Below are 22,770 nucleotides of genomic sequence, written 5' to 3'. Positions count from 1 at the left end.
AAAGGAAGAACAGGTTTGACAACCTCATCACAACATTACCTGGTTATCACTGCGCTGGGTGCCGACAGGCCGGGTATCGTGAACACCATCACCCGCCACGTAAGCAGCTGCGGCTGTAATATCGAAGACAGCCGTCTGGCGATGCTTGGCGAAGAGTTCACATTTATTATGTTACTTTCCGGGACATGGAACGCCATTACGTTGATTGAATCGACCCTGCCGCTGAAGGGAGCCGAACTGGATTTGCTGATCGTCATGAAGCGCACCACTGCGCGTCCGCGTCCAGCGCTGCCCTCTACCGTCTGGGTGCAGGTTGAAGTGCCTGATTCTCCACATCTGATTGAGCGGTTCACGGCGCTTTTTGACAGCCATCAGATGAATATTGCCGAACTGGTTTCCCGCACGCAGACAGGCGATGACCAGGGTCTTCCGGTGCTGTTTATTCAAATTACCGCCCACAGCCCTGCCTCACAGGATGCGTCAAATATCGAGCAAGCGTTCAAAGCCCTCTGTACAGAATTAAACGCGCAGGGCAGTATAAGCGTCGTCAATTATTCGCAGCACGAACAGGATGGAGTTGAGTAATGAACCCACTGAAAGCCGGTGACATCGCACCGAAATTTAGCCTGCCGGATCAAGACGGCGAGCAAGTAAATTTGACCGACTTCCAGGGACAGCGTGTTCTGGTCTATTTCTACCCGAAAGCCATGACCCCCGGCTGCACCGTACAGGCCTGCGGCTTACGCGACAACATGGACGAGTTGAAGAAAGTCGGCGTGGAAGTGCTGGGTATCAGCACGGATAAACCAGAAAAGCTGTCACGATTTGCTGAAAAAGAGCTGCTGAACTTCACGCTGCTTTCTGATGAAGACCATCAGGTGTGCGAACAGTTCGGGGTCTGGGGCGAGAAGACGTTTATGGGGAAAACCTACGACGGCATTCACCGCATCAGCTTCCTGATTGACGCTGACGGTAAAGTTGAACATGTGTTTGACGACTTCAAAACCAGCAACCACCACGACGTGGTGTTGAACTGGCTGAAACAAAGCGCCTGAAAGTGAGTGTCGGGTGGCGGCTTCGCCTTACCCGACCTACAAGGAAAAGTAGGCCGGGTAAGCGCAGCGCCACCCGGCAAAACCTACTTCTCTTCCACCGCCGGCACATCCGGCCACGCGTGCACCACCGCTTTAATCAGCGTTGCCAGCGGAATGGCAAAGAACACGCCCCAGAATCCCCACAGCCCGCCGAAAATCACTACGGATAAGATAATCACCAGCGGATGCAGGTTGACCGCCTCGGAGAACAGCACCGGTACCAGCAGGTTACCGTCCAGCCCCTGAATAATCAGGTACACCGCGAAGCAGCTCCAGAACTCCGTCCCCAGCCCGAACTGGAACAGCGCGACGCCAACCACCGGAATGGTCACCACAAAGGCGCCGATGTACGGAATCAGGACCGAGAACCCCACCAGCACCGCCAGCAGCAGCGAGTAGTTCAGGCCAAAGATCAGGAAGCCAATCCAGGTCGCCACGCCGACCACAATCATCTCCAGCACCTTGCCGCGAATGTAGTTGGTGATCTGCTGGTTCATCTCTTCCCACACCTGCCCCGCCAGCCCGCGGTTGCGCGGCAGAACACGCCGCACGGCGTTGAGCATCTGGTCTTTATCTTTCACCAGGAAGAAGACCATCAGCGGCACGAGCACAAGGTAAACCGCCAGCGTCAGCAGCCCGACCAGGGAGGCAAGAGAATACTTCACCACCGAATCGCCCATCGTCATGATGCGGGCGCGCATATTTTCGGCCATCGCGTCAATAATTCCGGCATCCATCAGCGCAGGATAGCGACGCGGCAGCGTGGCGGCGAAATCAGACAGCTTGTTCAGCATGCCGGGCATATCGCGGATCAGGTAAATGCCCTGCTGCCAGGCCACCGGCATCACCACAAAGGCCATTAACAGGAGGATGCCGACAAACAACACCAGCACGATGCTGGTCGCCCAGCGGCGGGAACAGCCGATGTGTTCCAGGCGCGCCGTTGGCCACTCCAGCAGGTACGCCAGCACAATCGCCACCAGCAGGGGAGCGAGCAGGCCGCTGAAGAAGAACAGAATGCCGAACCCGGCAACCAGAATAACCAGCAGCGCAATGGCCTCCGGGTCGCTGAACCGACGCCGATACCACTGCATTAACATTTCGAGCATACAACCCTTCCCTGAATCGAATGGCGGGAGTGAGACGGTGAATTGTATCTAACTGTCACAAAAAAGACTTTCGCTTTTTGTATCGCTGTCACAATCCGCAAAAGCCTGATGAATGGGATTTTCTTCATGCTGCAACACGGCTACACTCGCAGGGCAGCAGTGATGAACGATATGACGCTTCATCGGTCAAATTAGCACATCCAACATACAGGACAGTGGTTATGTTCAGGCAATTGAGAAAAACCCTGGTTGCAACGCTGATTGCCGCGGTGACGGTCGGTCAGGTGTTGCCCGCTTTTGCTGACTCGTCCGATACATTGCCGGACATGGGCACCACGGCAGGAAGCACGCTCTCTATTGGGCAAGAGATGCAAATGGGGGATTACTATGTTCGCCAGCTGCGCGGCAGCGCCCCGCTGATTAACGACCCCTTGCTGGTACAGTACATAAACGGGCTGGGGATGCGCCTGGTGGCGCACGCCGATTCGGTTAAAACCCCCTTCCACTTCTATTTAATCAATAATGACGAAATCAACGCCTTCGCCTTCTTTGGCGGTAACGTGGTGCTGCATTCGGCGTTATTCCGTTATTCCGACAACGAAAGCCAGCTGGCCTCGGTGATGGCGCACGAAATTTCGCACGTCACCCAGCGCCACCTGGCGCGCGCCATGGAAGACCAGAAACGTAACGCCCCGCTCACCTGGGTGGGCGCGCTGGGCTCTATTCTGCTCGCTATGGCCAGCCCGCAGGCCGGGATGGCAGCCCTGACCGGTACGCTGGCGGGAACGCGCCAGGGGATGATCAGCTTCACCCAGCAAAACGAACAGGAAGCGGACCGCATCGGGATCCAGGTGCTGCAGCGCTCGGGCTTTGACCCACAGGCTATGCCGACCTTCCTGGAAAAACTGCTCGATCAGGCGCGTTACTCTTCCCGTCCGCCGGAAATTCTGTTGACCCACCCGCTGCCGGAAAGCCGCCTGTCGGACGCGCGCAACCGCGCCAACCAGATGCGTCCGGTTGTGGTCCAGTCGTCGCAGGATTTCTACATGGCGAAAGTGAGAACGCTCGGCATGTACAATTCCGGGCGTAACCAGCTCACCAGCGACCTGCTGGATACCCTGGCGAAAGGCAACGTGCGCGAGAAAAACGCCGCGCAGTATGGTCAGGCGCTCCAGGCGATGGAAGCCAGCAAATACGATGAGGCGCGGAAAGCGCTGCAGCCGCTGCTGGCAGCCGACCCGAACAACCCGTGGTACCTCGATCTGTCGACGGATATCGATCTGGGGCAGAAGAAAACCGCAGACGCGATCAACCGCCTGAAAGGGGCAAAAGAGGTCCGAACCAACCCGGTGCTGCAGCTTAACCTGGCGAATGCTTACTTACAGGGCGGCCAGCCTGGCGAAGCGGCGACCATTCTGAACCGCTACACCTTTAACAATAAAGACGATCAAAACGGCTGGGATTTGCTCGCTCAGGCGGAAGCCCAGCTCGGCAACCGCGATCAGGAGCTGGCGGCGCGTGCCGAAGGTTATGCCCTCGTGGGCCGCCTCGACCAGGCGATTTCCGCGCTCAGCAGCGCCAGCTCGCTGGTCAAGCTCGGCAGCCTCCAGCAGGCCCGTTACGACGCGCGTATCGATCAGCTGCGCGGCCTGCAGCTGCGCTTTAAGCCGTACGAGAAGATGTAATCAAGGAGAGTCATGACAGACGCGGTTAAAATTTACCATAACCCTCGCTGCTCCAAGAGCCGCGACACCCTCAGCCTGCTGAAGTCTAACGGCGTTGAGCCGGAGGTGGTGCTGTATCTCGATACGCCACCGGACGCACAGACCCTTCGCCAGCTGCTGCATATGCTGGGAATGGGCAGCGCTCGAGATCTGATGCGCCAGAAAGAAGATCTGTATAAGTCGCTTAACCTGGATGACAGCCGTCTCACCGAGGCGGAGCTGGTCCAGGCGATGGTTGAAAATCCGAAGCTGATTGAGCGCCCGATTGTGGTGGCGAACGGCCAGGCGCGCATTGGACGCCCGCCGGAAGACGTGCTCGAAATCCTCTAACGCCTGTGCCGCAGCGCTTCCAGAAAGGCCTGCGGCGTGCTCTCTCCCAACTTTTTCTGCGCTTTTCCCTGATTGTAAAATTCACACAGCTGGATCAACAGCTCGCCTGCCGGTTTACTGTTCAGACGTGGGATGATTTCACCCAGCGGCAGAGCAACCTGCACGGTGCGGTATGGCTGCGGATGCACCTTCACGGTGACAGGACGCCCCTCAGCCTTTACTTCTAAGCCAAAAGTCTCAATAGATTGAATCTCAGCAGGACAGGCTTCAATCGCCTCGCGTACCCAGCGGGCGAGCAACTGCGGTGAGATGCCCGCATACAGCCGGGCGTAGCACCAGCCGCTCACGGGTTCACGCGCCCAGAGCAGATGCTGCTCCCCACCGTCGTCCATATGCAGCGACAGAGGCTGATGATGCAGCAGAAGTGTTTGCGGCACGATACCTGCCTTGAGCGCCTTTTTACCCTGCAACCTCGCGCCCTTGTGCTTTACCGAAGCCGGTTTGAGATAGCGGTTCAGGGTCGCGCGGGAGACGGCGATCCCGAGTCCGTCATTGACCATCTGCAGCAGGTCGTCCAGCGGTGCGCCTGTGACATCCCGCAGAGCATTGACCAGCGCAACCTGCTCCTGTCTCATAGCTTTGTGTATCACTTTTGGCGTCGTATGGTTATCAGAAACCTGCTCGCGGTTGCGCCAGCGCCTGACGGTAGTGACTGAAATACCCAGCTCAACTGCCAGCTCTCTGTCGCTTTTGTCTGACTGCTGAAGATAGCGACGGATGCGCGGCGTCGTGGTGGCATTAGCGTGCAGTTTAATTTCCATCGCATGATCCTCAGAACTAATCTTATGAGATTTATACTACAACAGCGATTGCTTTGTGACCGATTTCACCTTTCGCTCGCCACGCTTCACTGATAATCCCCAGACATAACACAAACAACACCCCTCAATCTTGTACGGAGTTCACAATGAACAATGTTCTGGGATTTCTTGAAGCAAAACTGATGCCGTTGGCGGCCAAAACGGCCCAGCAGCGCCATCTCGGGGCCATTCGCGGCGCCTACGTATCCTTCATGCCGTTTATTATCGTCGGCTCGATTCTGCTGGTGATTTCGTCGTTCCCTAACCAGGCCTATCAGCAGTTTATGTCTCAGGCCTTTGGTGAGAGCTGGAGCGCCATTATTGAAATTCCGTTCAACGCGGTGTTCTCCACCATGTCGCTGTTCATCAGCTTCCTGGTCGCCTTCCGCCTGGCGGAACACTATGGCGAAGATCGCATCTCCTGCGGCATTCTGGCGCTGGTCGCCTTTCTCATCCTGACGCCCTTTATCAAAGTGGCGGAAAACGGCGGTATCACCGTCATTCCGGTGGAGTGGATTGGCAGCAAGGGGCTGTTCGTGGCGATGATCGGTTCGCTGCTGTGGACCGAGCTATTCTGCTGGCTCAAGCGCAAAAATCTGGTCATTAAAATGCCGGACGGCGTGCCGCCTGCGGTGCAGGAGTCGTTCGCCGCGCTGATCCCGGCGCTGGTGGTGATGATTGTAGTGCTGGGTATTCGCATCGTGTTTGAAAACACCCACTACAGTACCATCCATCAGTTTATTTACGAGGTGGTCGCCACGCCGGTACGCCACTATGGCACCTCTTATTTCGGCGCGCTGATGACCGTATTCAGCATCACCATTCTGTGGTCAGTGGGCATTAACTCCGGCTCGATGATCAACGGCATCATTCGCCCGCTGTGGATGGAGAACCAGACCGACAACATCGCCGCCATTCAGGCAGGCACGACGCCGCCGCACATTATCACCGAGCAGTTTTTTGACATGATCTGGATGGGCGGCGCGGGCGCCACGCTGTCGCTGGTGATTGCGATGCTCATTTTCGCCCGCAGCAAAAACATGCGCGAAGTGGCGCGCCTCGGCGCGGGGGCATCGGTCTTTAACATCAACGAACCGATTCTGTTTGGCCTGCCGGTGATCATGAACCCCATCATGCTTATCCCGTTCAACCTGGTGCCGCTGGTGCTGGTTACCGTGCAGTATGCGGCGATGAAAATTGGCGCGGTCGCCGTCACCACCGGGGTATTTATCCCGTGGACGCTGCCGCCGGTCATCAGCGGCTTTATCGTCACCGGACACCTGAGCGGTAGCGTGATGCAGCTTATCAACCTGCTGATTGGCGCCATGCTGTATTTGCCTTTTATGCGTATCGTGGACAAACAGTACCGCGCGGCGGAAATGACCAGCGTTACGCAAACCGATACCACCCTTGCAAAACAGGAGTAAAGCATGTGGGGAATTATCGCCACCTGGCGAATGGCGCTTGAGGGCGTCACGGAGTCGGCCTCTGCGCTGGCAGCGGGAGAACCGGCCGCAGCAGCGGTGGTGGATGCCGTCGCCGCCGTCGAAGACTTTCCGTTTTATAAATCCGTCGGCTACGGCGGGCTGCCCACCGAAAACGGCGATGTCGAGCTGGACGCGGCGTACATGGACGGCGACACGCTGGCGTTTGGCGCGGTAGGAAATCTGGTGGACATCGCCAACCCGGTGCGCGTGGCGCACGCCCTCAGCCGCCAGCGCTACAACAGCCTGCTGGTCGGCCAGGGCGCGCGGGAATGGGCGCTAAGCCAGGGCTTTGCCGACAAAACCATGCTCACGGAGCGCGCCGTGCAGCACTACCGCAAGCGCTGCCGCGAGACGCTGGATAAAGGCTTAAGCCCCTACGACGGGCATGACACCGTCGGCATTATCGGGCTCGATAAGCAGGGGTCAATGAGCGTCGCCACCTCCACCAGCGGCCTGTTTATGAAAAAACGCGGCCGCATCGGGGATTCCCCCATTATCGGCTCCGGCTTTTACTGCGACAGCGAAACCGGTGCCGCCACCGCCACGGGCGTCGGTGAAGATTTAATGAAAGGCTGCACCAGCTATGAAATCGTCCGCCGGATGGCGCAAGGCATGACGCCGCAGCAGGCCGCGGATTCGGTGGTATTCGAACTGGAAGACAAGCTGATGTCGCGCTTCGGCCGCGCGGGGGATCTCTCCGTGGTGTGCATGAATAACAGGGGCGAATTTGGCGCCGCCACCAACATCAAAACCTTCTCGTTTGTGGTAGCGACGGCTCGCCAGCCCCTCACCGTTTATCGTACCGAGCGTCTGCGCGAGAAAACGCATTATCACGCGGTAGACGATGAGTGGATGCAGGCCTATGCCGCGCGGATCCGCGCGCCGATTGAGGAGTTATGATGATTACCTACCAACTCATTACCGCGCTTTCCGACGCGAAGCCGCAAGGCCATTTCATCGCCCGCCCCCGCTGTGCGCATTTGCCGCAAACTGCGCTTATCGCGGAAATGCGCGAATCCGACGGCATCGCTGACGCCCGCTTTGGCTGCGCCCCGTTTGCCCGGATCACGCTGCTACCCGATGCGCTCTGGCACGATAGCCTGACCGAAGGATTGCTCACCGCGTTGCGTCCGCTGCTGGCCTGCCCCGTGTGTCCCGACCTGGTTCTGGATGTGACCGAAATCGACGACGTCGTGCTGGTACAGGTGCTGCGTTTTCTCTTTAATCAGGATCACCGGCTGAGCGATTTGCAGCTAAAGAAAACCGGCGATGACGTCCGTATCGCGCATATCTCGGCTCTGTGCCTGCCGGAGCAGCAGGCAAAACTGGAAGGGATATTCCGCCAGCAGCAGGCCATCGCGCGCGGCATGGTCGCGGCGCGTCGTCTGGCAGATATCCCCTCCGACCGCTGTACGCCGCAGTTTGTGGTGGAAGAGGCACAACAGCTTTGTGAGTCCTTCCCCACTCTGCGCTGCGAAGTGCTGAAAGAAGAAGAGATTGTCGGGCACGGACTCGGGCTGCTGCACGCCGTGGGCAAAGGGGCGAGCTGCCCGCCACGTCTGCTGGCGATTCATTATGACGGTGCCAAAGACGGCCCGGCGCGCTGCTATGTGGGGAAAGGTATTACCTTCGATACCGGCGGCCTGTGGCTGAAGGAAGGCGCGGGCATGTACACCATGAAATACGACATGTGCGGGGCGGCAAACGTGCTGGGGCTAATGCTGACCGTGGCGGAGCTGGCGCTGCCCGTACGCATAATGGGGGTGCTGGCGCTGGCGGAAAACGCCATCGGACCGGACGCCATGCAGCCCGGCACGGTGGCGACGGCCTGCAACGGCACTACGGTTGAAATTAACAATACCGATGCCGAAGGCAGGCTGGTGCTGGCGGATGCTATCGCCTGGGCCAGCCTGCGCCATCCGCAGGCGCGCTACATTATTGATATGGCTACCTTAACCGGTGCGGTCGTCAAAGCGCTGGGCTATGAGCTGAGCGGGCTGATGACCCAGGATGAACCGCTGCGCGCGGCGCTGACGCGGGCAGGGAAACAGAGCGGTGACGAAGTGTGGTCCCTTCCGCTGGACGCGCGGCTGAAAAAGCAGACCGACAGCGCCATTGCCGATCTGTGCAATACGCCGACCAACAATGCGGCGATCAGCGCCTCGGCCGCGTGGCTGCTGCATCATTTCTGCCCGCCGACAATCCCGTGGGCGCATCTGGATATCAGCGGTACGGCGCTGTGGCGCGAAGGGGGAAGGAGCGTGGCGTCGGGAAGACCAATTCCGCTTTTGGTTGAACACCTGATGGGAGATCTTTAGCCGGGCGACGGCTGCGCCTTACCGGGCCTACAAAGAGCACCCGTAGGCCCGGTAAGGCGTAGCCGCCACCGGGCGAAAACGCTTAAAGCTTGAGAATATCTTTCACAAACGGGATGGTCAGCTTGCGCTGGGCGGTAATGGAGGCGCGATCGAGCTGATCGAGCGTGTCAAACAGGGTGCGCATTTCCCGGTCCAGACGCTTGAGCAGGAAGCGCCCCACGTCCTCCGGCAGCTCAAACCCGCGCTGCTTTGCGCGCAGCTGTAGCGCCTGAAGCTTATCTTCATCCGACAGCGGCTGGAGCTTGTAGATTTGCCCCCAGTCCAGACGAGACGCCAGGTCCGGCAACCCGAGATTGAGCTGGCGCGGCGGGCGATCGCCGGTGATCAGCAGCCGGGTTTTACCCGACTCCAGAATGCGGTTGTAGAGGTTGAAGATCGCCATTTCCCACGGCTCATCCCCCGCCACGCATTCGATATTATCAATGCAGACCAGCGAGAGATGTTCCATTCCCTCCAGCACTTCGGGCACAAACCAGGTCCGTTTATCGAGCGGCACGTAGCCTACCGCATCGCCGCGCGCAGAAAGTTCCGCACAGGCGGCATGCAGCAGATGGCTGCGCCCCGCGCCTTCGCGTGACCAGATATAGATGTATCCGCTGTGTTCCTGACGCAGCACGTTTTGCAGTGCAGCCAGTAAAGAGGGGTTATCACCCGGCCAGAAACTCGCAAACGTTTCGTCGTCAGGGAGATAAAGTGGCAGAGAGAGCTGTGCCGGTCCGTTCAGAAGTACCTCAACCAGATCTGACATAAAATCGGCATGGAGTTTAACACGGAACCCGCCAGGAGAGAACCGGGCGATCCCTCGCCCGATTTTTCGATCAATGCGGCGCTTTTTCGCTGTCGTCCGCGTCCAGAATGTCTTCTTCCGGGCGGATCACCGAGATCAGCTTGAAGATCAGGCTCAGGCCCACGCCAACGATGGTCGCCAGCGCCATGCCCTTCAGCTCGGCCGCGCCGATGTGCACCTTCGCGCCGCTCACGCCGATAATCAGGATCACCGAGGTCAGGATCAGGTTCTGCGCTTTGCTGTAATCCACTTTAGATTCAATCAGCACGCGAATACCGGAGGCACCGATCACCCCATACAGCAGCAGAGACACGCCGCCCATCACCGGCACCGGGATGATCTGAATCGCTGCCGCCAGCTTGCCGACGCAGGAGAGCAGAATGGCGATGATCGCCGCGCCGCCGATAACCCAGGTACTGTAGACGCGGGTAATCGCCATCACGCCGATGTTCTCGCCGTAGGTGGTGTTTGGCGTGGAGCCAAAGAAGCCGGAGATGATGGTGGAGAAGCCGTTAGCGAACATGGAGCGGTGCAGGCCCGGGTCGCGGATTAAATCGCGCTTAACGATGTTCGCCGTCACCACGAGGTGGCCGACGTGCTCCGCAATCACCACCAGCGCCGCAGGCAGAATGGTGAAGATGGCGAACCACTCGAAGCGCGGCTGATAGAAGGTTGGCAGAGCGAACCAGTGCGCCTGGGCAATCGGCGTAGTGTCCACCACGCCCATCGCGAAGGAGAGCGCATAGCCCGCCAGCACGCCGATGAGGATCGGTATAATCGCCATGAAGCCGCGGAACAGCACGGAGCCAAACACCGTCACGCCCAGCGTGACCAGCGAAATGATAATGGTTTTAGAATCCGGTGACTGGCCGTCAGCAGGCAGCAGACCGGCCATGTTCGCCGCCACGCCCGCCAGTTCCAGGCCGATGACGGCAACGATGGCGCCCATCGCCGCAGGCGGGAACATCACGTCCAGCCAGCCGGTACCGGCTTTCTTCACGATGAAGGAGACCAGGCAGAACAGCACGCCACACATGATAAAGCCGCCCAGCGCGACCTCATAACCCAGCGGCAGCAGCAACAGCACCGGAGAGATAAAGGCAAAGCTCGACCCGAGATACGCCGGGATTTTGCCTTTACAGATGAAGAGGTACAGCAGCGTACCGATGCCGTTGAACAGCAGCACGGTAGCCGGGTTAATGTGGAACAGGATTGGCACCAGCACGGTTGCGCCAAACATGGCGAACAGGTGCTGCAAACTAAGCGGGATAGTCTGTAAAAGCGGCGGTCTTTCACTCACCCCGATAGCACGGCGCGTCATAGTGTTTTCCTCTGTGTAGTATCGTTGTTGGTGTTTTATTCAAAAAAAAGCCGACTATCAAAGTCGGCTTATTTATCGTTATTCGATTATTTCGTACCAAAGATCTTATCGCCGGCATCGCCGAGCCCCGGGATGATGTACCCGTGCTCGTTCAGGCCCTGGTCGATAGAGGCGGTATACAGCTCAACGTCCGGATGCGCTTTTTCCAGCGCCGCGATCCCTTCCGGTGCCGCAACCAGGACCAGCACCTTAATGCTGCTGCAGCCCGCTTTTTTCAGCAGGTCGATGGTGGCGATCATCGAACCGCCGGTCGCCAGCATTGGGTCAACCACCAGCGCCATACGTTCGTCGATGTTAGACACCAGTTTCTGGAAGTAAGGCACCGGCTCGAGGGTTTCTTCGTCACGGTAGATACCGACCACGCTGATGCGCGCGCTTGGCACGTGCTCCAGCACGCCTTCCATCATGCCGAGGCCGGCACGCAGGATTGGCACCACGGTAATTTTCTTACCTTTGATCTGCTCAACCTGCACCGGGCCGTTCCAGCCTTCGATGGTGACTTTTTCTGTTTCCAGATCGGAGGTCGCTTCGTAGGTCAGCAGGCTGCCGACTTCAGAGGCCAGTTCGCGAAAACGCTTCGTGCTGATGTCATGCTCACGCATCAGGCCCAACTTGTGTTTAACGAGTGGGTGTTTCACTTCCACAATCTTCATTCTCTTTCTCCTCTGAGGTGGCATCCGCAAAAAAATCGCGGGATTATACCGCTTTTTTCGGATTGCGCCATACCCATGTTGCTTGATGTACGTCAATCAAAAACAAAAAAGCCGGAGGCTGGGCTCCGGCTTGGGCGCGGGGTTTTGCCGGGTGGCGCTACCGCTTACCCGGCCTACACATCCCGTAGGCCCGGTAAGCGCAGCGCCACCGGGCAATTATAGCTGCTCGCCGTTGCTGGCGATCACCTGCTTATACCAGTCGAACGACTTCTTCTTGCTGCGGTTCAGCGTGCCGTTCCCTTCATTGTCTTTATCCACAAAGATAAAGCCGTAGCGTTTTTTCATTTCGCCCGTTCCGGCAGACACGAGGTCGATGCAGCCCCATGGGGTGTAGCCCATCAGGTCTACGCCATCCTCCACTACCGCTTTTTTCATCTCGCGGATGTGCGCAGACAGGTAGTCGATGCGGTACTGGTCGTTCACCGTGCCGTCGCTCTCCTGCACGTCAATCGCGCCAAAGCCGTTCTCAACGATGAACAGCGGCAGCTGGTAGTGATCCCAGAACCAGTTCAGGGAGTAGCGCAGCCCCACCGGGTCAATCTGCCAGCCCCAGTCGGATTTCTGCACGTACGGGTTAGAGACCAGGCTCTTGCTCTCGTCGTAATCCAGCTGCGGGTTGTCCGCCGTGGCCTTGGTGGCAAACGACATGTAGTAGCTAAAGCCGATGTAATCCACGCAGCCCTGCGTCAGCGCCGCTTTATCGTCTTCGGTGATATCCAGCACGAAGCCACGACGTTCAAAGTAGTTGAGCAGATGCTGCGGGTACTTGCCGCGCACGTGCACGTCGGTGAACCAGTAGCGGCGGTGCATGGCGTTCATCGCCATCATCATGTCGTCCGGCGCGCAGGTCAGCGGGTAGATTGGGCACATGGCGATCATGCAGCCGATCTGCAGAGACGGGTTAATCTCGCGCCCCGCCTTCACCGCCAGGGCGCTGGCCACCAGCTCGTAGTGCGCGGCCTGGAACATCACCGGCTCACGGTCTTCACCCGGCGCGTACTTCAGCCCGGAGTTGGTGAACGGCGCGAAGTCCTCGTGGAAGTTGGCCTGGTTGTTGATCTCGTTGAAGGTCATCCAGTACTTCACCTTATGCTGGTAGCGCTGGAACACCACTTTTGCGAAACGGACGAAGAAGTCGATCAGCTTGCGGTTGCGCCAGCCGCCGTATTCCGTCACCAGGTGGAAAGGCATTTCGAAGTGAGACAGGGTAATAACCGGTTCGATGCCGTGCTTCAGGCACTCGTCGAACAGATCGTCATAGAATTTCAGGCCCGCCTCGTTAGGCTCATGCTCGTCCCCATTCGGGAAAATGCGCGTCCAGGCAATTGAGGTGCGGAAGCATTTAAACCCCATCTCGGCAAAGAGTTTGATGTCTTCTTTATAGCGATGGTAGAAATCGATGGCTTCGTGGTTAGGATAATTTTTCCCTTCCAGCACGCCGTTGGTGATTTCACGCGGCACGCCGTGCGCGCCGGCCGTCATGACGTCGGCGACGCTGACGCCCTTGCCGCCCTCTTTCCAGCCGCCTTCCAGCTGATGCGCCGCAACCGCACCGCCCCACAGAAAATCTGCTTTAAATCCTGACATTCGCTTTCCCTCATTCTGCGTTATTTTCTGCAAAAACAATTACAGAAACCGGTTTCAGTTCGATGATGTGCAAAGGGATAAGCCGTTGCAAGTAGAAAACAGAAACCGGTTTCATTTTCGTGAACAGAGTCAAGTTTGGCCGCATTCAGAAGGGACAAAGAAAAAAAGATCCCCACGTCCAGAATAGGCTCGCAAACGTTTGCCTGGACTGTTAGAATTGCGCCGATTTTTCTTACTAGCTATGCAATCGCGTGGGGATTTAAGCCGTGACCAACAAAACTTCTCTCAGCTACAAAGATGCCGGTGTTGATATTGACGCAGGTAATGCGCTGGTTGACCGAATCAAAGGTGTGGTGAAAAAAACCCGCCGCCCTGAAGTGATGGGTGGTCTGGGTGGCTTCGGCGCACTGTGCGCGCTGCCGCAAAAATATCGTGAACCTGTTCTGGTCTCGGGAACTGACGGTGTAGGCACCAAACTGCGCCTGGCGATGGATTTAAAACGTCACGACACGATCGGTATCGATCTGGTCGCGATGTGCGTAAATGACCTGGTGGTACAGGGCGCAGAGCCGCTGTTCTTCCTCGATTACTACGCGACCGGCAAACTGGACGTGGATACCGCTGCCAGCGTGATTAACGGTATCGCCGAAGGCTGTCTGCAATCTGGCTGTGCGCTGGTCGGGGGTGAAACCGCGGAAATGCCGGGTATGTATCACGGCGAAGATTATGACGTCGCGGGCTTCTGCGTCGGCGTAGTAGAAAAATCAGAAATTATCGACGGCAGCAAAGTGGCCGATGGCGATGTGCTGATCGCGCTGGCCTCCAGCGGCCCGCACTCCAACGGCTACTCCCTGGTGCGTAAAATCCTCGAAGTGAGCGGCTGCGACCCACAAACTACCGAGCTGGAAGGCAAACCGCTGGCTGACCATCTGCTGGCCCCAACCCGCATCTACGTGAAAAACGTGCTTGAGCTTATCGAGAACGTCGACGTTCACGCTATCGCCCACCTGACCGGCGGCGGCTTCTGGGAAAACATTCCGCGCGTCCTGCCGGACAACACCCAGGCGGTGATCGACGAATCCTCATGGCAGTGGCCAGCCGTCTTTAACTGGCTGCAGACCGCAGGCAACGTCAGCTCCCACGAAATGTACCGCACCTTTAACTGCGGCGTGGGCATGGTTATCGCCCTGCCGGCAAGCGAAGCGGATAAAGCGGTTAAGCTGCTGACGGAGAAAGGTGAAAACGCGTGGAAAATCGGTACGATTAAAGCCTCCGATTCCGAAGAGCGTGTGGTCATTGAATGAAAAACATCGTGGTGCTCATTTCCGGCAACGGAAGCAACTTGCAGGCGATAATTGACGCCTGCAAACAGAAGAAAATCAACGGCACCATTCGGGCAGTGTTCAGCAACAAGGCCGACGCGTTCGGCCTTGAGCGCGCGCGGGAAGCGAATATTCCCGCGCACGCGCTGGAGGCCAGCCAGTTCGCCGGGCGTGAAGCCTTTGACCGCGAGCTGGTTCAGGAGATTGATGCCTACGCGCCGGACGTGGTCGTGCTGGCAGGCTATATGCGTATTCTCAGCCCGGCGTTTGTCGAACACTTCGCCGGACGTCTGCTGAATATTCACCCTTCCCTGTTGCCAAAATATCCCGGCCTGCACACGCACCGTCAGGTGCTGGAAAACGGCGATGAGGAGCACGGCACCTCCGTGCATTTCGTCACCGACGAGCTGGACGGCGGTCCTGTGATCCTGCAGGCTAACGTTCCGGTCTTTGACGGCGATAGCGAAGAAGATGTGACCGAGCGCGTGCAGACCCAGGAACACGCCATTTACCCGCTGGTGGTGAGCTGGTTTGTCGACGGGCGTCTCGAGATGCGCGATGGCGCAGCCTGGCTGGACGGCGTTAAGTTACCTCCGCAGGGTTATGCGGCGGAAGAGTAGTTTGTTGTGTCGGGTGGCGCTACGCTTACCCGACCTATCTCATTGCATTACCCGATATTGCCTCCCCCAACCCCCTAACATCCCCAACAAAAAAATAACTGTCATACTTTTCTGGCACTGTTGGACATATCGTGGAAATGCTCGCCATAATAAGGACGAGACGGATTTACCACGTCCTGTGATTGAACTGGAGTGTGAGCTGTAATGGGTCAGGAAAAGTTATATATCGAGAAAGAGCTAAGCTGGTTAGCATTTAACGAACGTGTACTCCAGGAAGCGGCAGACAAAAGTAACCCGCTGATTGAGCGCATGCGTTTTTTGGGCATCTATTCCAACAACCTGGATGAGTTCTACAAGGTTCGCTTCGCCGAGCTGAAAAGACGCATCATCATCAGCGAAGAACAGGGCTTAAACTCGCACTCGCGGCATCTGCTGGGCAAAATCCAGTCCCGCGTGCTGAAAGCCGATCAGGAATTTGACGGCCTGTATAACGAACTGCTGCTGGAGATGGCGCGCAATCAAATCTTCCTGATTAACGAACGCCAGCTCTCCGTTAACCAACAAAACTGGCTGCGCCACTACTTCAAACACTATCTGCGCCAGCACATTACCCCGATTCTGATCAACCGCGAAACCGATCTGGTGCAGTTCCTGAAGGATGATTACACCTACCTGGCGGTAGAAATTATTCGCGGTGAATCTATCCGTTACGCGCTGCTGGAGATCCCATCCGACAAGGTGCCGCGCTTTGTGAACCTGCCGCCGGAAACGCCGCGCAGACGCAAGCCGATGATCCTGCTGGATAACATCCTGCGCTACTGTCTGGACGACATCTTCAAAGGCTTCTTCGATTACGATGCGCTCAACGCCTACTCGATGAAGATGACCCGTGACGCCGAATATGATCTGGTGCACGAGATGGAAGCCAGCCTGATGGAGCTGATGTCCTCCAGCCTGAAGCAGCGCCTGACGGCCGAGCCGGTGCGCTTTGTTTATCAGCGCGATATGCCGGACGCCATGGTGGAGATGCTGCGCGAGAAGCTGACCATTTCGCGCTATGACTCCATCGTGCCGGGTGGCCGTTACCACAACTTTAAAGACTTTATTGGCTTCCCGAACGTCGGCAAAGCCAATCTGGTGAACAAGCCGCTGCCGCGCCTGCGCCACCTGTGGTTCGATAAATTCCGCAACGGATTTGACGCCATTCGCGAGCGCGACGTGCTGCTTTACTACCCGTATCACACCTTTGAACACGTGCTGGAGCTGCTGCGTCAGGCCTCGTTCGACCCGAGCGTGCTGGCGATCAAAATCAATATCTACCGCGTGGCAAAAGATTCCCGCATCATCGACGCGATGATCCATGCGGCGCACAACGCCAAAAAGGTCACGGTGGTGGTTGAGCTGCAGGCGCGCTTCGACGAAGAGGCGAACATTCACTGGGCCCGCCGTCTGACGGAAGCGGGCGTGCACGTCATCTTCTCCGCGCCGGGGCTGAAAATTCACGCCAAGCTGTTCCTTATCTCCCGTAAAGAGGGTGACGACGTGGTGCGTTACGCCCACATCGGCACCGGGAACTTTAACGAGAAAACCGCGCGAATTTATACCGACTACTCGCTCTTGACCGCCGATGCCCGCATCACCAACGAGGTGCGCCGGGTCTTTAACTTTATCGAGAACCCGTACCGCCCGGTAAGCTTTGACTATCTGCTGGTCTCGCCGCAGAACTCGCGCCGTCTGCTGTACGATATGATCGATAAAGAGATCGCCAATGCCCAGAAAGGCTTGTCGTCCGGCATTACGCTGAAGCTTAACAACCTGGTCGATAAAGGCCTGGTGGATCGCCTGTATGCGGCCTCCAGCTCCGGCGTGCCGGTTAACCTGCTGATCCGCGGCATGTGCTCGCTGATCCCGGAACTGGAAGGCATCAGCGACAATATTCGCGTGATCAGCATCGTTGACCGCTACCTGGAACACGATCGGGTCTATATTTTTGATAATGCGGGTGATAAGCAGGTCTACCTCTCTTCGGCAGACTGGATGACGCGCAATATCGACTACCGAATTGAAGTCGCGGCACCGCTGCTGGATCCGCGCCTGAAGCAGCAGATCCTCGACATCATCGAGATTCTGTTCAGCGATACCGTGAAAGCACGCTATATCGACAAAGAACTCAGTAACCGCTATGTGCCGCGCGGCAACCGCCGCAAAGTGCGGTCACAGCTGGCGATTTACGACTATATCAAATCACTCGAGCAACCCGATTAACCTATGCCGATAAATGATAATACCCCACGCCCGCAGGAATTCGCCGCGGTCGATCTTGGCTCTAACAGTTTCCACATGGTCATCGCCCGTGAGGTGGATGGCGCGCTGCAGATCATCGGTCGTCTGAAGCAACGCGTACACCTGGCGGATGGCCTTGATGAACGCAGCATGCTCAGCGAAGAGGCGATGGAGCGTGGGTTAAACTGCCTGTCGCTGTTTGCTGAGCGCCTGCAGGGCTTCTCGCCCTCCAGCGTCTGCATCGTGGGCACCCACACCCTGCGTCAGGCGCTGAACGCGCCGGAGTTTCTCAAGCGGGCCGAAAAGGTGATCCCCTACCCGATTGAGATCATCTCCGGCAACGAGGAAGCGCGTCTGATTTTTATGGGCGTTGAGCACACCCAGCCGGAAAAAGGGCGCAAGCTGGTGATCGACATCGGCGGCGGCTCTACGGAGCTGGTGATCGGCGAAGACTTTGAGCCGCGCCTGGTGGAAAGCCGCCGGATGGGCTGCGTCAGCTTCGCGCAGATGTACTTCCCGGGCGGCACCATCACCCGCGAGAACTTCCAGCGCGCGCGTATGGCCGCCGTCCAGAAGCTGGAAAACCTGGCCTGGCAGTACCGCATCCAGGGCTGGAACGTGGCGCTGGGCGCGTCTGGCACCATCAAAGCGGCGCATGAGGTGCTGCTGGCAATGGGTGAAAAAGACGGCTTTATCACGCCCGAACGCCTGACGCTGCTGACCGAAGAAGTGCTGAAGCATAAAAGTTTTGACGCCCTAAGCCTGCCGGGTCTTTCCGACGAGCGTCAGGCGGTCTTCGTACCGGGGCTGGCTATTCTCTGCGGCGTGTTTGACGCCCTCGCCATTAAAGAGCTGCGTTTGTCAGACGGCGCGCTGCGTGAAGGGGTGCTGTATGAGATGGAAGGCCGCTTCCGCCATCAGGACATTCGCAGCCGCACCGCGCAAAGCCTGGCCAACCAGTACAACATCGACCGCGAGCAGGCGAAGCGCGTGCTGGACACCACGGTGCAGATGTACGAACAGTGGGAAGAGCAAAATCCGAAGCTCGCGCATCCGCAGCTTGCGGCGCTGCTGAAATGGGCCGCGATGCTGCACGAGGTGGGGCTGAACATCAACCACAGCGGCATGCATCGCCATTCGGCCTACATTCTGCAAAACAGCGATCTGCCTGGCTTCAACCAGGAGCAGCAGACCATGATGGCGACCCTGGTGCGCTATCACCGCAAGGCCATCAAGCTTGACGATCTGCCGCGCTTCACGCTGTTCAAGAAGAAGCAGTTCCTGCCTTTAATTCAGCTGCTGCGCCTGGGCGTGCTGCTCAATAACCAGCGTCAGGCCACCACCACGCCGCCGACGCTGAAGCTTAAAACCGACGACCATCACTGGACGCTGAGCTTCCCGCACGACTGGTTCAGCCAGAACGCGCTGGTCCTGCTGGACCTGGAAAAAGAGCAGCAGTACTGGGAGGCGGTCACCGGCTGGCTGCTCAAAATTGAAGAAGAGAGCGCTGACGTCGCCGCCTGACGGCTCAGGCGTCCGCGGTGGACGCCTCGGTTTCCAGCAGTGATGCCAGCGGTGCTGGCCTGCCGATCAGATAGCCCTGCAGATAATCGATGCCTAGCGCGTGAACCGCGCTACGTATCTCTTCCGTCTCGACGTACTCAGCCACCACCAGCATCTTCTTCATGCGCGCCAGATGGCAGATAGACGCCACAATCTGGTAATCCAGGCTGTTGTTGACGATATTGCGAATAAAGCTGCCGTCGATCTTGAGAATGTCGGCATCCACGCTTTTCAGCCGCGCATAGCTGGCATACCCGGTGCCAAAATCATCAATCGCAATACGTACCCCCATTTTCTGCAGCTGCTGGAGGATGTGCAGCGCCTGCTCGCCGCTGCCGAACGTGCTGCACTCCGTCACCTCAAAAATCAGCTGCCACGGCTCAATCGCGTATTTCGCCAGCAGGCGACTCACTTCAAGCGGGAACGGCACCCGGCACACGGTTGAAGGCGCCAGATTAATGGCGAATCGCTGGGCGGGAAGGCTTTCGCGATGCGCGGCCAGGAAGCGCAGCGTATGCTCCAGCACCCACAAATCTACCCGCGAGGAGAGGCCAAACTCCTGCGCGACGGGCAGGAACTGGTCAGGAGAGAGCAATTGCCCCTTCGCATCCGGCATCCGCAGCAGGACTTCGTGATAGCGATCGCCACGCAGGCCGCAAACGGGTTGAACCAGCAGGGTAAATTCGTCGTTATCGAGCGCCTTTTGCAGGCGGCTCATCATCGCGACCTTATCCTTCAGGCTGCGCTGCAAATGGACGGCCCCACGCTGCTGAAGATTTTCCGGATGGTTGGAGGAGAGCGACAGATCGGCCACCACCCCCAGCTCGCCCAGCACCAGATAAAGATGGTTAACCGGAGACCGGACATAGCAATAGCTCACGCCGACCTGCGGCTGCAGCGGCATGCCGTCCCAGACAAAGCGAAACTGCTTAATATGCTCGTCGAGGGTATCAATCCGCTGCTGGTGCGACTCCGCGTTGAGCCGCACCGCCAGGTCATATCCGGTCAGGTGATACACCTGCTCATTGGGCTGGAGCGTGCCGTTCACCCACTGCGCCAGCTGCTGTTTATACAAAATACGCAGCAGCACGCCGTAGTTTCGGCCCAGAATTTCCAGCTCCGGAATGCGCAGCAGGCAGAGCACCGACCACGGGTTTTTCGCCAGATCGCGCGACAGCGCCCGCAGGTTAGGCATATGGACAATCGGGTCGAGCAGCGCCAGCCTGCGGGAGCGTTTATTCACCGCGCGCTGGCGCGTCGCCAGCATCGACATATAAATCACCACAAACGAGAAGACCAGGTAGCTGGACGAGGTGATCGCCAGCTGAATGTCGTACCCCGGGTTCATGGGGATATAGCGGTAAAAATAGTGAATAGACACCAGCAGCACCGGCGTCCAGATCAGCGAAATCAGCTTATAGCCAAAGCGCATCGCGCCCCAGAGCATCACCGGCATCAGCAGCGACAGGGTGTAGTTGGTGGTGAATATGGAGCTGTTTTCATTCATCGGAAGCAACAGCAGCGAAAGCAGCCCGCCAAGCGCAATCGCCCACAGCAAAAACTCGGCGACCGTCACCTTTTTGTCTATCTGGGCGCGGATCTGCGAGAGAAGACTTTTGACGTAGCGCGGATGACGAATCAGGCGGATCAGCAGATAGCTCAGGGGCACGCCCGTCAGCCCGCTGACCAGCAGCGTCTGATAGTTAATCAGCGTGCGAATATTAAGGGGGTTGAGTCCCGCAAGGCTCTGGCGGCTCTCATAGACCCCCAAATAGACCGCAAACTGAAACAGCACCAGAAACAGCGTCGCGGGACAAAAGGCCTGCCAGAAGATGCGCTGCGCCATCAGCCGGACGTCGCCGTACGCCGTCATATTGCGTCTGGGGGCAAACACCCGGTATCCGCCCCAGCTGAGCACTAAGGGGACGATAAAATGCAGCACACCGGCGAGGGTTTCAAACATCCCGACCGACGGGTAATAGCGAATGAAGAGCGACAATACGATCCCGGGCAGCGCTTCCAGGCCAAAGAACATCATCAGCGAAAGCAAAAATGAGAGCGGTAGGTAATAGAGCGCCACAATGCCGTCGCCCAGCTGCGTATACGTATTCGCGACGCTCAGCGCGGGAAGTAAAAGCACCGGAATAATAAGCGGCAATGCCCACCAGCGGTTTTGATTGTTTTTCAGGAAAGCAAGAATATTCATAGATGCCCGGTTAAACCCCTTTCGCTCCAGAGGGAAATAAAGACAGGCATCCAACCTGACCTACGCGCTACCCGGCGGCATGCCGGGCAAACAGTGTGGAGGAAGGATTTTAAATATCAGGGGCGGGAATCCGTTGACATAAATCAAACTACTTGCCGCAAATAACTTTTCAGGGCGTTTTTTTGGGAATAATTTTCTTCATATTATCAATATGGTAAATGCATTAATTAATTTTAATAACATTAGTTAATGTAAACATTGACGGTTATTTACACACGACAGAATTGACCCCCTCTTCCCGCTGTGCCTTAATACCCTCATCACCCAAAAGGGCTTACCCAGGAAAAACAGAGTGAGTCAGGTCACGCGTATGCGCAAACGACATCGATTTAACACCCGAATGACCCGCATCATACTGCTCATCAGCTTCCTGTTTTTCTTTGGCCGCTTCGTTTACTCTTCCATTGGCGCCTGGTATCACCATCAGGATAAAACCCAGTCTCAGCAGTCCAGCCTGAGCGTCGACGCCGCTAACCGCTAAACCGCCGAAGGATGTTGCACGAGCTGCATCACCGGCCAGCTGATGGCGGCAGCCTCACCGTTTGCCTATGCGTGGCTGAATAAAACGCTGGGGATCGCGGGTGCAATGTGGGTTTCAACGGGGCTGACGCTGGTGATTGCCGGGCTGGCGATAGCCATTGTGCGCCGTCCCGGAAGGCAAAGTGTATCGCACTGTATCCCGCGGGCCACGGTGTCAAACGGGTACAAAACGCCCCCACCGGCAAATATCTCCGATACATAAAAATGGTTTTCTTTCCCTGTCGCCATCGAGAACCGATGAGGAGAGAGAGCAATGATTCGTCGCTATGTACTTTTCCCCCTGCTTGTCCTGACATCTGTAGCACGTGTCCAGGCCACACCGCTGGACAACCTGAGCGCCGCTGACGTTAACGGCCCCGCCGCCGTTGCCCCGCTGGCGCAGCCGCAGCCGCCTGCAAAACTGATCGTCGATCCGCCGCTTGCCGGGCCGCTGAGCAAAGGCGCGGTGTTTATCCAGTACCGTGCCGAAAACCTTCGCATCGAGCCGGTGTTCGGGCCCGACGCGCTCAAGGTCACCCCGCGCATCGGGCACATTCACGTGGTGGTGGATGACGCGCCGTGGCACTGGGCTGACGCCAGCGGAGAGCCGGTGATCCTGGTGGGTCTGCCCGCAGGGAAACACAAGGTGACCATTATTCTGGCCGACCCGACGCATAAGCCGCTCGATCACAAAACCCTTGAATTCACCGTACCGCCCCACGCGGCGGTCCACCATTTTTAAGGAGT

At 57.6% G+C, this 22,770-nt stretch carries 20 protein-coding genes and 1 pseudogene; 14 read left to right on the top strand and 7 right to left on the bottom strand.

Annotated features, from left to right (window positions below; all coding sequences use genetic code 11):
* The first annotated feature begins 15 nt into the window (after positions 1-15).
* A complete protein-coding gene (locus ACMWKK_RS02095) occupies positions 16-585 on the top strand; it encodes a glycine cleavage system transcriptional repressor (protein WP_045325933.1) in 570 nt (189 codons plus the stop codon).
* Positions 585-1,055 carry a thioredoxin-dependent thiol peroxidase gene (gene bcp, locus ACMWKK_RS02090; protein ID WP_014171119.1) on the top strand — a complete coding sequence of 157 codons (471 nt, stop codon included), beginning with the start codon at positions 585-587 and terminating at the stop codon, positions 1,053-1,055. Before ACMWKK_RS02095 ends, bcp begins: the two co-directional genes overlap by 1 nt.
* 83 nt (positions 1,056-1,138) lie before the next feature.
* On the opposite strand, the gene ACMWKK_RS02085 is transcribed toward bcp, so the two are convergent.
* Positions 1,139-2,203 (bottom strand): AI-2E family transporter, encoded by a 1,065-nt coding sequence (locus tag ACMWKK_RS02085; protein WP_045325936.1) that lies wholly within the window; start codon positions 2,201-2,203, stop codon positions 1,139-1,141.
* Positions 2,204-2,424: 221 nt separating this feature from the next.
* On the opposite strand from ACMWKK_RS02085, the gene bepA reads away from it, so the two are divergent.
* Positions 2,425-3,888 (top strand): beta-barrel assembly-enhancing protease, encoded by a 1,464-nt coding sequence (bepA, locus tag ACMWKK_RS02080; RefSeq protein WP_045325938.1) that lies wholly within the window; start codon positions 2,425-2,427, stop codon positions 3,886-3,888.
* A gap of 12 nt (positions 3,889-3,900) precedes the next feature.
* Positions 3,901-4,257, top strand: a complete 357-nt coding sequence (gene arsC, locus ACMWKK_RS02075) for an arsenate reductase (glutaredoxin) (RefSeq protein WP_112779875.1) — start codon at positions 3,901-3,903, stop codon at positions 4,255-4,257.
* Here arsC and ACMWKK_RS02070 read toward each other — a convergent pair.
* Complete coding sequence (locus ACMWKK_RS02070) at positions 4,254-5,078, bottom strand: XRE family transcriptional regulator (RefSeq protein ID WP_112779876.1); 825 nt, start codon at positions 5,076-5,078, stop codon at positions 4,254-4,256. The two genes, arsC and ACMWKK_RS02070, sit on opposite strands and share 4 nt — an antisense overlap.
* Before the next feature lie 146 nt (positions 5,079-5,224).
* Between ACMWKK_RS02070 and celB the strand changes: the two genes are divergently transcribed.
* The 3 genes from celB to ACMWKK_RS02055 are packed head-to-tail and all read left to right on the top strand — an operon-like array spanning position 5,225 to position 8,922.
* Entirely contained in the window at positions 5,225-6,544 is a 1,320-nt protein-coding gene (celB, locus tag ACMWKK_RS02065) for a PTS cellobiose transporter subunit IIC (RefSeq protein WP_045325944.1), read from the top strand.
* Between the two features lie 3 nt (positions 6,545-6,547).
* On the top strand, positions 6,548-7,504 hold the full coding sequence (locus tag ACMWKK_RS02060) for a N(4)-(beta-N-acetylglucosaminyl)-L-asparaginase (RefSeq protein ID WP_112779877.1): 957 nt from the start codon (positions 6,548-6,550) through the stop codon (positions 7,502-7,504).
* The gene (locus tag ACMWKK_RS02055) at positions 7,504-8,922 is read left to right on the top strand and encodes a leucyl aminopeptidase family protein (RefSeq protein ID WP_112779878.1); all 1,419 of its coding nucleotides are present in this window, start codon (positions 7,504-7,506) and stop codon (positions 8,920-8,922) included. Before ACMWKK_RS02060 ends, ACMWKK_RS02055 begins: the two co-directional genes overlap by 1 nt.
* Before the next feature lie 82 nt (positions 8,923-9,004).
* On the opposite strand, the gene ACMWKK_RS02050 is transcribed toward ACMWKK_RS02055, so the two are convergent.
* The 4 genes from ACMWKK_RS02050 to ACMWKK_RS02035 all read right to left on the bottom strand — a co-directional run bounded on the left by ACMWKK_RS02050 (position 9,005) and on the right by ACMWKK_RS02035 (position 13,450).
* Positions 9,005-9,706, bottom strand: a complete 702-nt coding sequence (locus ACMWKK_RS02050) for a DnaA inactivator Hda (RefSeq protein WP_166792068.1) — start codon at positions 9,704-9,706, stop codon at positions 9,005-9,007.
* Between the two features lie 94 nt (positions 9,707-9,800).
* Positions 9,801-11,090, bottom strand: coding sequence for a uracil permease (uraA, locus tag ACMWKK_RS02045; protein WP_045325951.1), 1,290 nt, complete (start codon positions 11,088-11,090; stop codon positions 9,801-9,803).
* An 86-nt stretch (positions 11,091-11,176) separates the two neighbouring features.
* Positions 11,177-11,803 carry a uracil phosphoribosyltransferase gene (gene upp / locus ACMWKK_RS02040; RefSeq protein WP_045325953.1) on the bottom strand — a complete coding sequence of 209 codons (627 nt, stop codon included), beginning with the start codon at positions 11,801-11,803 and terminating at the stop codon, positions 11,177-11,179.
* A gap of 216 nt (positions 11,804-12,019) precedes the next feature.
* A complete protein-coding gene (locus tag ACMWKK_RS02035; protein WP_112779879.1) occupies positions 12,020-13,450 on the bottom strand; it encodes a 6-phospho-beta-glucosidase in 1,431 nt (476 codons plus the stop codon).
* Positions 13,451-13,716: 266 nt separating this feature from the next.
* Between ACMWKK_RS02035 and purM the strand changes: the two genes are divergently transcribed.
* From purM to ppx, 4 genes are all read left to right on the top strand, one after another.
* Positions 13,717-14,754, top strand: coding sequence for a phosphoribosylformylglycinamidine cyclo-ligase (purM, locus tag ACMWKK_RS02030; protein WP_023331057.1), 1,038 nt, complete (start codon positions 13,717-13,719; stop codon positions 14,752-14,754).
* A complete protein-coding gene (gene purN / locus ACMWKK_RS02025; protein WP_112779880.1) occupies positions 14,751-15,392 on the top strand; it encodes a phosphoribosylglycinamide formyltransferase in 642 nt (213 codons plus the stop codon). Before purM ends, purN begins: the two co-directional genes overlap by 4 nt.
* 204 nt (positions 15,393-15,596) lie before the next feature.
* Entirely contained in the window at positions 15,597-17,657 is a 2,061-nt protein-coding gene (ppk1, locus tag ACMWKK_RS02020) for a polyphosphate kinase 1 (protein WP_045325961.1), read from the top strand.
* A 3-nt stretch (positions 17,658-17,660) separates the two neighbouring features.
* On the top strand, positions 17,661-19,199 hold the full coding sequence (gene ppx / locus ACMWKK_RS02015; RefSeq protein ID WP_045325963.1) for an exopolyphosphatase: 1,539 nt from the start codon (positions 17,661-17,663) through the stop codon (positions 19,197-19,199).
* A gap of 4 nt (positions 19,200-19,203) precedes the next feature.
* On the opposite strand, the gene ACMWKK_RS02010 is transcribed toward ppx, so the two are convergent.
* Entirely contained in the window at positions 19,204-21,444 is a 2,241-nt protein-coding gene (locus ACMWKK_RS02010; RefSeq protein ID WP_112779881.1) for an EAL domain-containing protein, read from the bottom strand.
* Between the two features lie 352 nt (positions 21,445-21,796).
* On the opposite strand from ACMWKK_RS02010, the gene ACMWKK_RS02005 reads away from it, so the two are divergent.
* The 3 genes and pseudogenes from ACMWKK_RS02005 to ACMWKK_RS01995 all read left to right on the top strand — a co-directional run bounded on the left by ACMWKK_RS02005 (position 21,797) and on the right by ACMWKK_RS01995 (position 22,765).
* Positions 21,797-21,985 carry a YfgG family protein gene (locus ACMWKK_RS02005; RefSeq protein WP_139156873.1) on the top strand — a complete coding sequence of 63 codons (189 nt, stop codon included), beginning with the start codon at positions 21,797-21,799 and terminating at the stop codon, positions 21,983-21,985.
* A 27-nt stretch (positions 21,986-22,012) separates the two neighbouring features.
* Positions 22,013-22,246 (top strand): annotated as a pseudogene (locus ACMWKK_RS02000) (MFS transporter); the annotation flags it as partial.
* A gap of 51 nt (positions 22,247-22,297) precedes the next feature.
* The gene (locus ACMWKK_RS01995; protein WP_032646800.1) at positions 22,298-22,765 is read left to right on the top strand and encodes a DUF6130 family protein; all 468 of its coding nucleotides are present in this window, start codon (positions 22,298-22,300) and stop codon (positions 22,763-22,765) included.
* The last annotated feature ends 5 nt before the right edge of the window (positions 22,766-22,770 follow it).

The organism is Enterobacter sp. 01-M-03-SI-ECC (genome assembly GCF_047530215.1).
GTDB classification, from domain to species: Bacteria; Pseudomonadota; Gammaproteobacteria; order Enterobacterales; family Enterobacteriaceae; genus Enterobacter; species Enterobacter chengduensis.
The sequence above is the reverse complement of the archived record's forward strand: the minus strand, read 5'-3'. Positions and strand labels throughout refer to the sequence as shown.

Coding starts and splice junctions, on each gene's coding strand:
- ppx (WP_045325963.1), top strand. CDS start 17,661: ATGCCGATAAATGATAATACCCCACGCCCGCAGGAATTCGCCGCGGTC.
- ACMWKK_RS02085 (WP_045325936.1), bottom strand. CDS start 2,203: ATGCTCGAAATGTTAATGCAGTGGTATCGGCGTCGGTTCAGCGACCCG.
- ACMWKK_RS02055 (WP_112779878.1), top strand. CDS start 7,504: ATGATTACCTACCAACTCATTACCGCGCTTTCCGACGCGAAGCCGCAA.
- bepA (WP_045325938.1), top strand. CDS start 2,425: ATGTTCAGGCAATTGAGAAAAACCCTGGTTGCAACGCTGATTGCCGCG.
- ACMWKK_RS02070 (WP_112779876.1), bottom strand. CDS start 5,078: ATGGAAATTAAACTGCACGCTAATGCCACCACGACGCCGCGCATCCGT.
- ppk1 (WP_045325961.1), top strand. CDS start 15,597: ATGGGTCAGGAAAAGTTATATATCGAGAAAGAGCTAAGCTGGTTAGCA.
- ACMWKK_RS02035 (WP_112779879.1), bottom strand. CDS start 13,450: ATGTCAGGATTTAAAGCAGATTTTCTGTGGGGCGGTGCGGTTGCGGCG.
- ACMWKK_RS02010 (WP_112779881.1), bottom strand. CDS start 21,444: ATGAATATTCTTGCTTTCCTGAAAAACAATCAAAACCGCTGGTGGGCA.
- purN (WP_112779880.1), top strand. CDS start 14,751: ATGAAAAACATCGTGGTGCTCATTTCCGGCAACGGAAGCAACTTGCAG.
- uraA (WP_045325951.1), bottom strand. CDS start 11,090: ATGACGCGCCGTGCTATCGGGGTGAGTGAAAGACCGCCGCTTTTACAG.
- upp (WP_045325953.1), bottom strand. CDS start 11,803: ATGAAGATTGTGGAAGTGAAACACCCACTCGTTAAACACAAGTTGGGC.
- ACMWKK_RS02060 (WP_112779877.1), top strand. CDS start 6,548: ATGTGGGGAATTATCGCCACCTGGCGAATGGCGCTTGAGGGCGTCACG.
- arsC (WP_112779875.1), top strand. CDS start 3,901: ATGACAGACGCGGTTAAAATTTACCATAACCCTCGCTGCTCCAAGAGC.
- bcp (WP_014171119.1), top strand. CDS start 585: ATGAACCCACTGAAAGCCGGTGACATCGCACCGAAATTTAGCCTGCCG.
- celB (WP_045325944.1), top strand. CDS start 5,225: ATGAACAATGTTCTGGGATTTCTTGAAGCAAAACTGATGCCGTTGGCG.
- ACMWKK_RS01995 (WP_032646800.1), top strand. CDS start 22,298: ATGATTCGTCGCTATGTACTTTTCCCCCTGCTTGTCCTGACATCTGTA.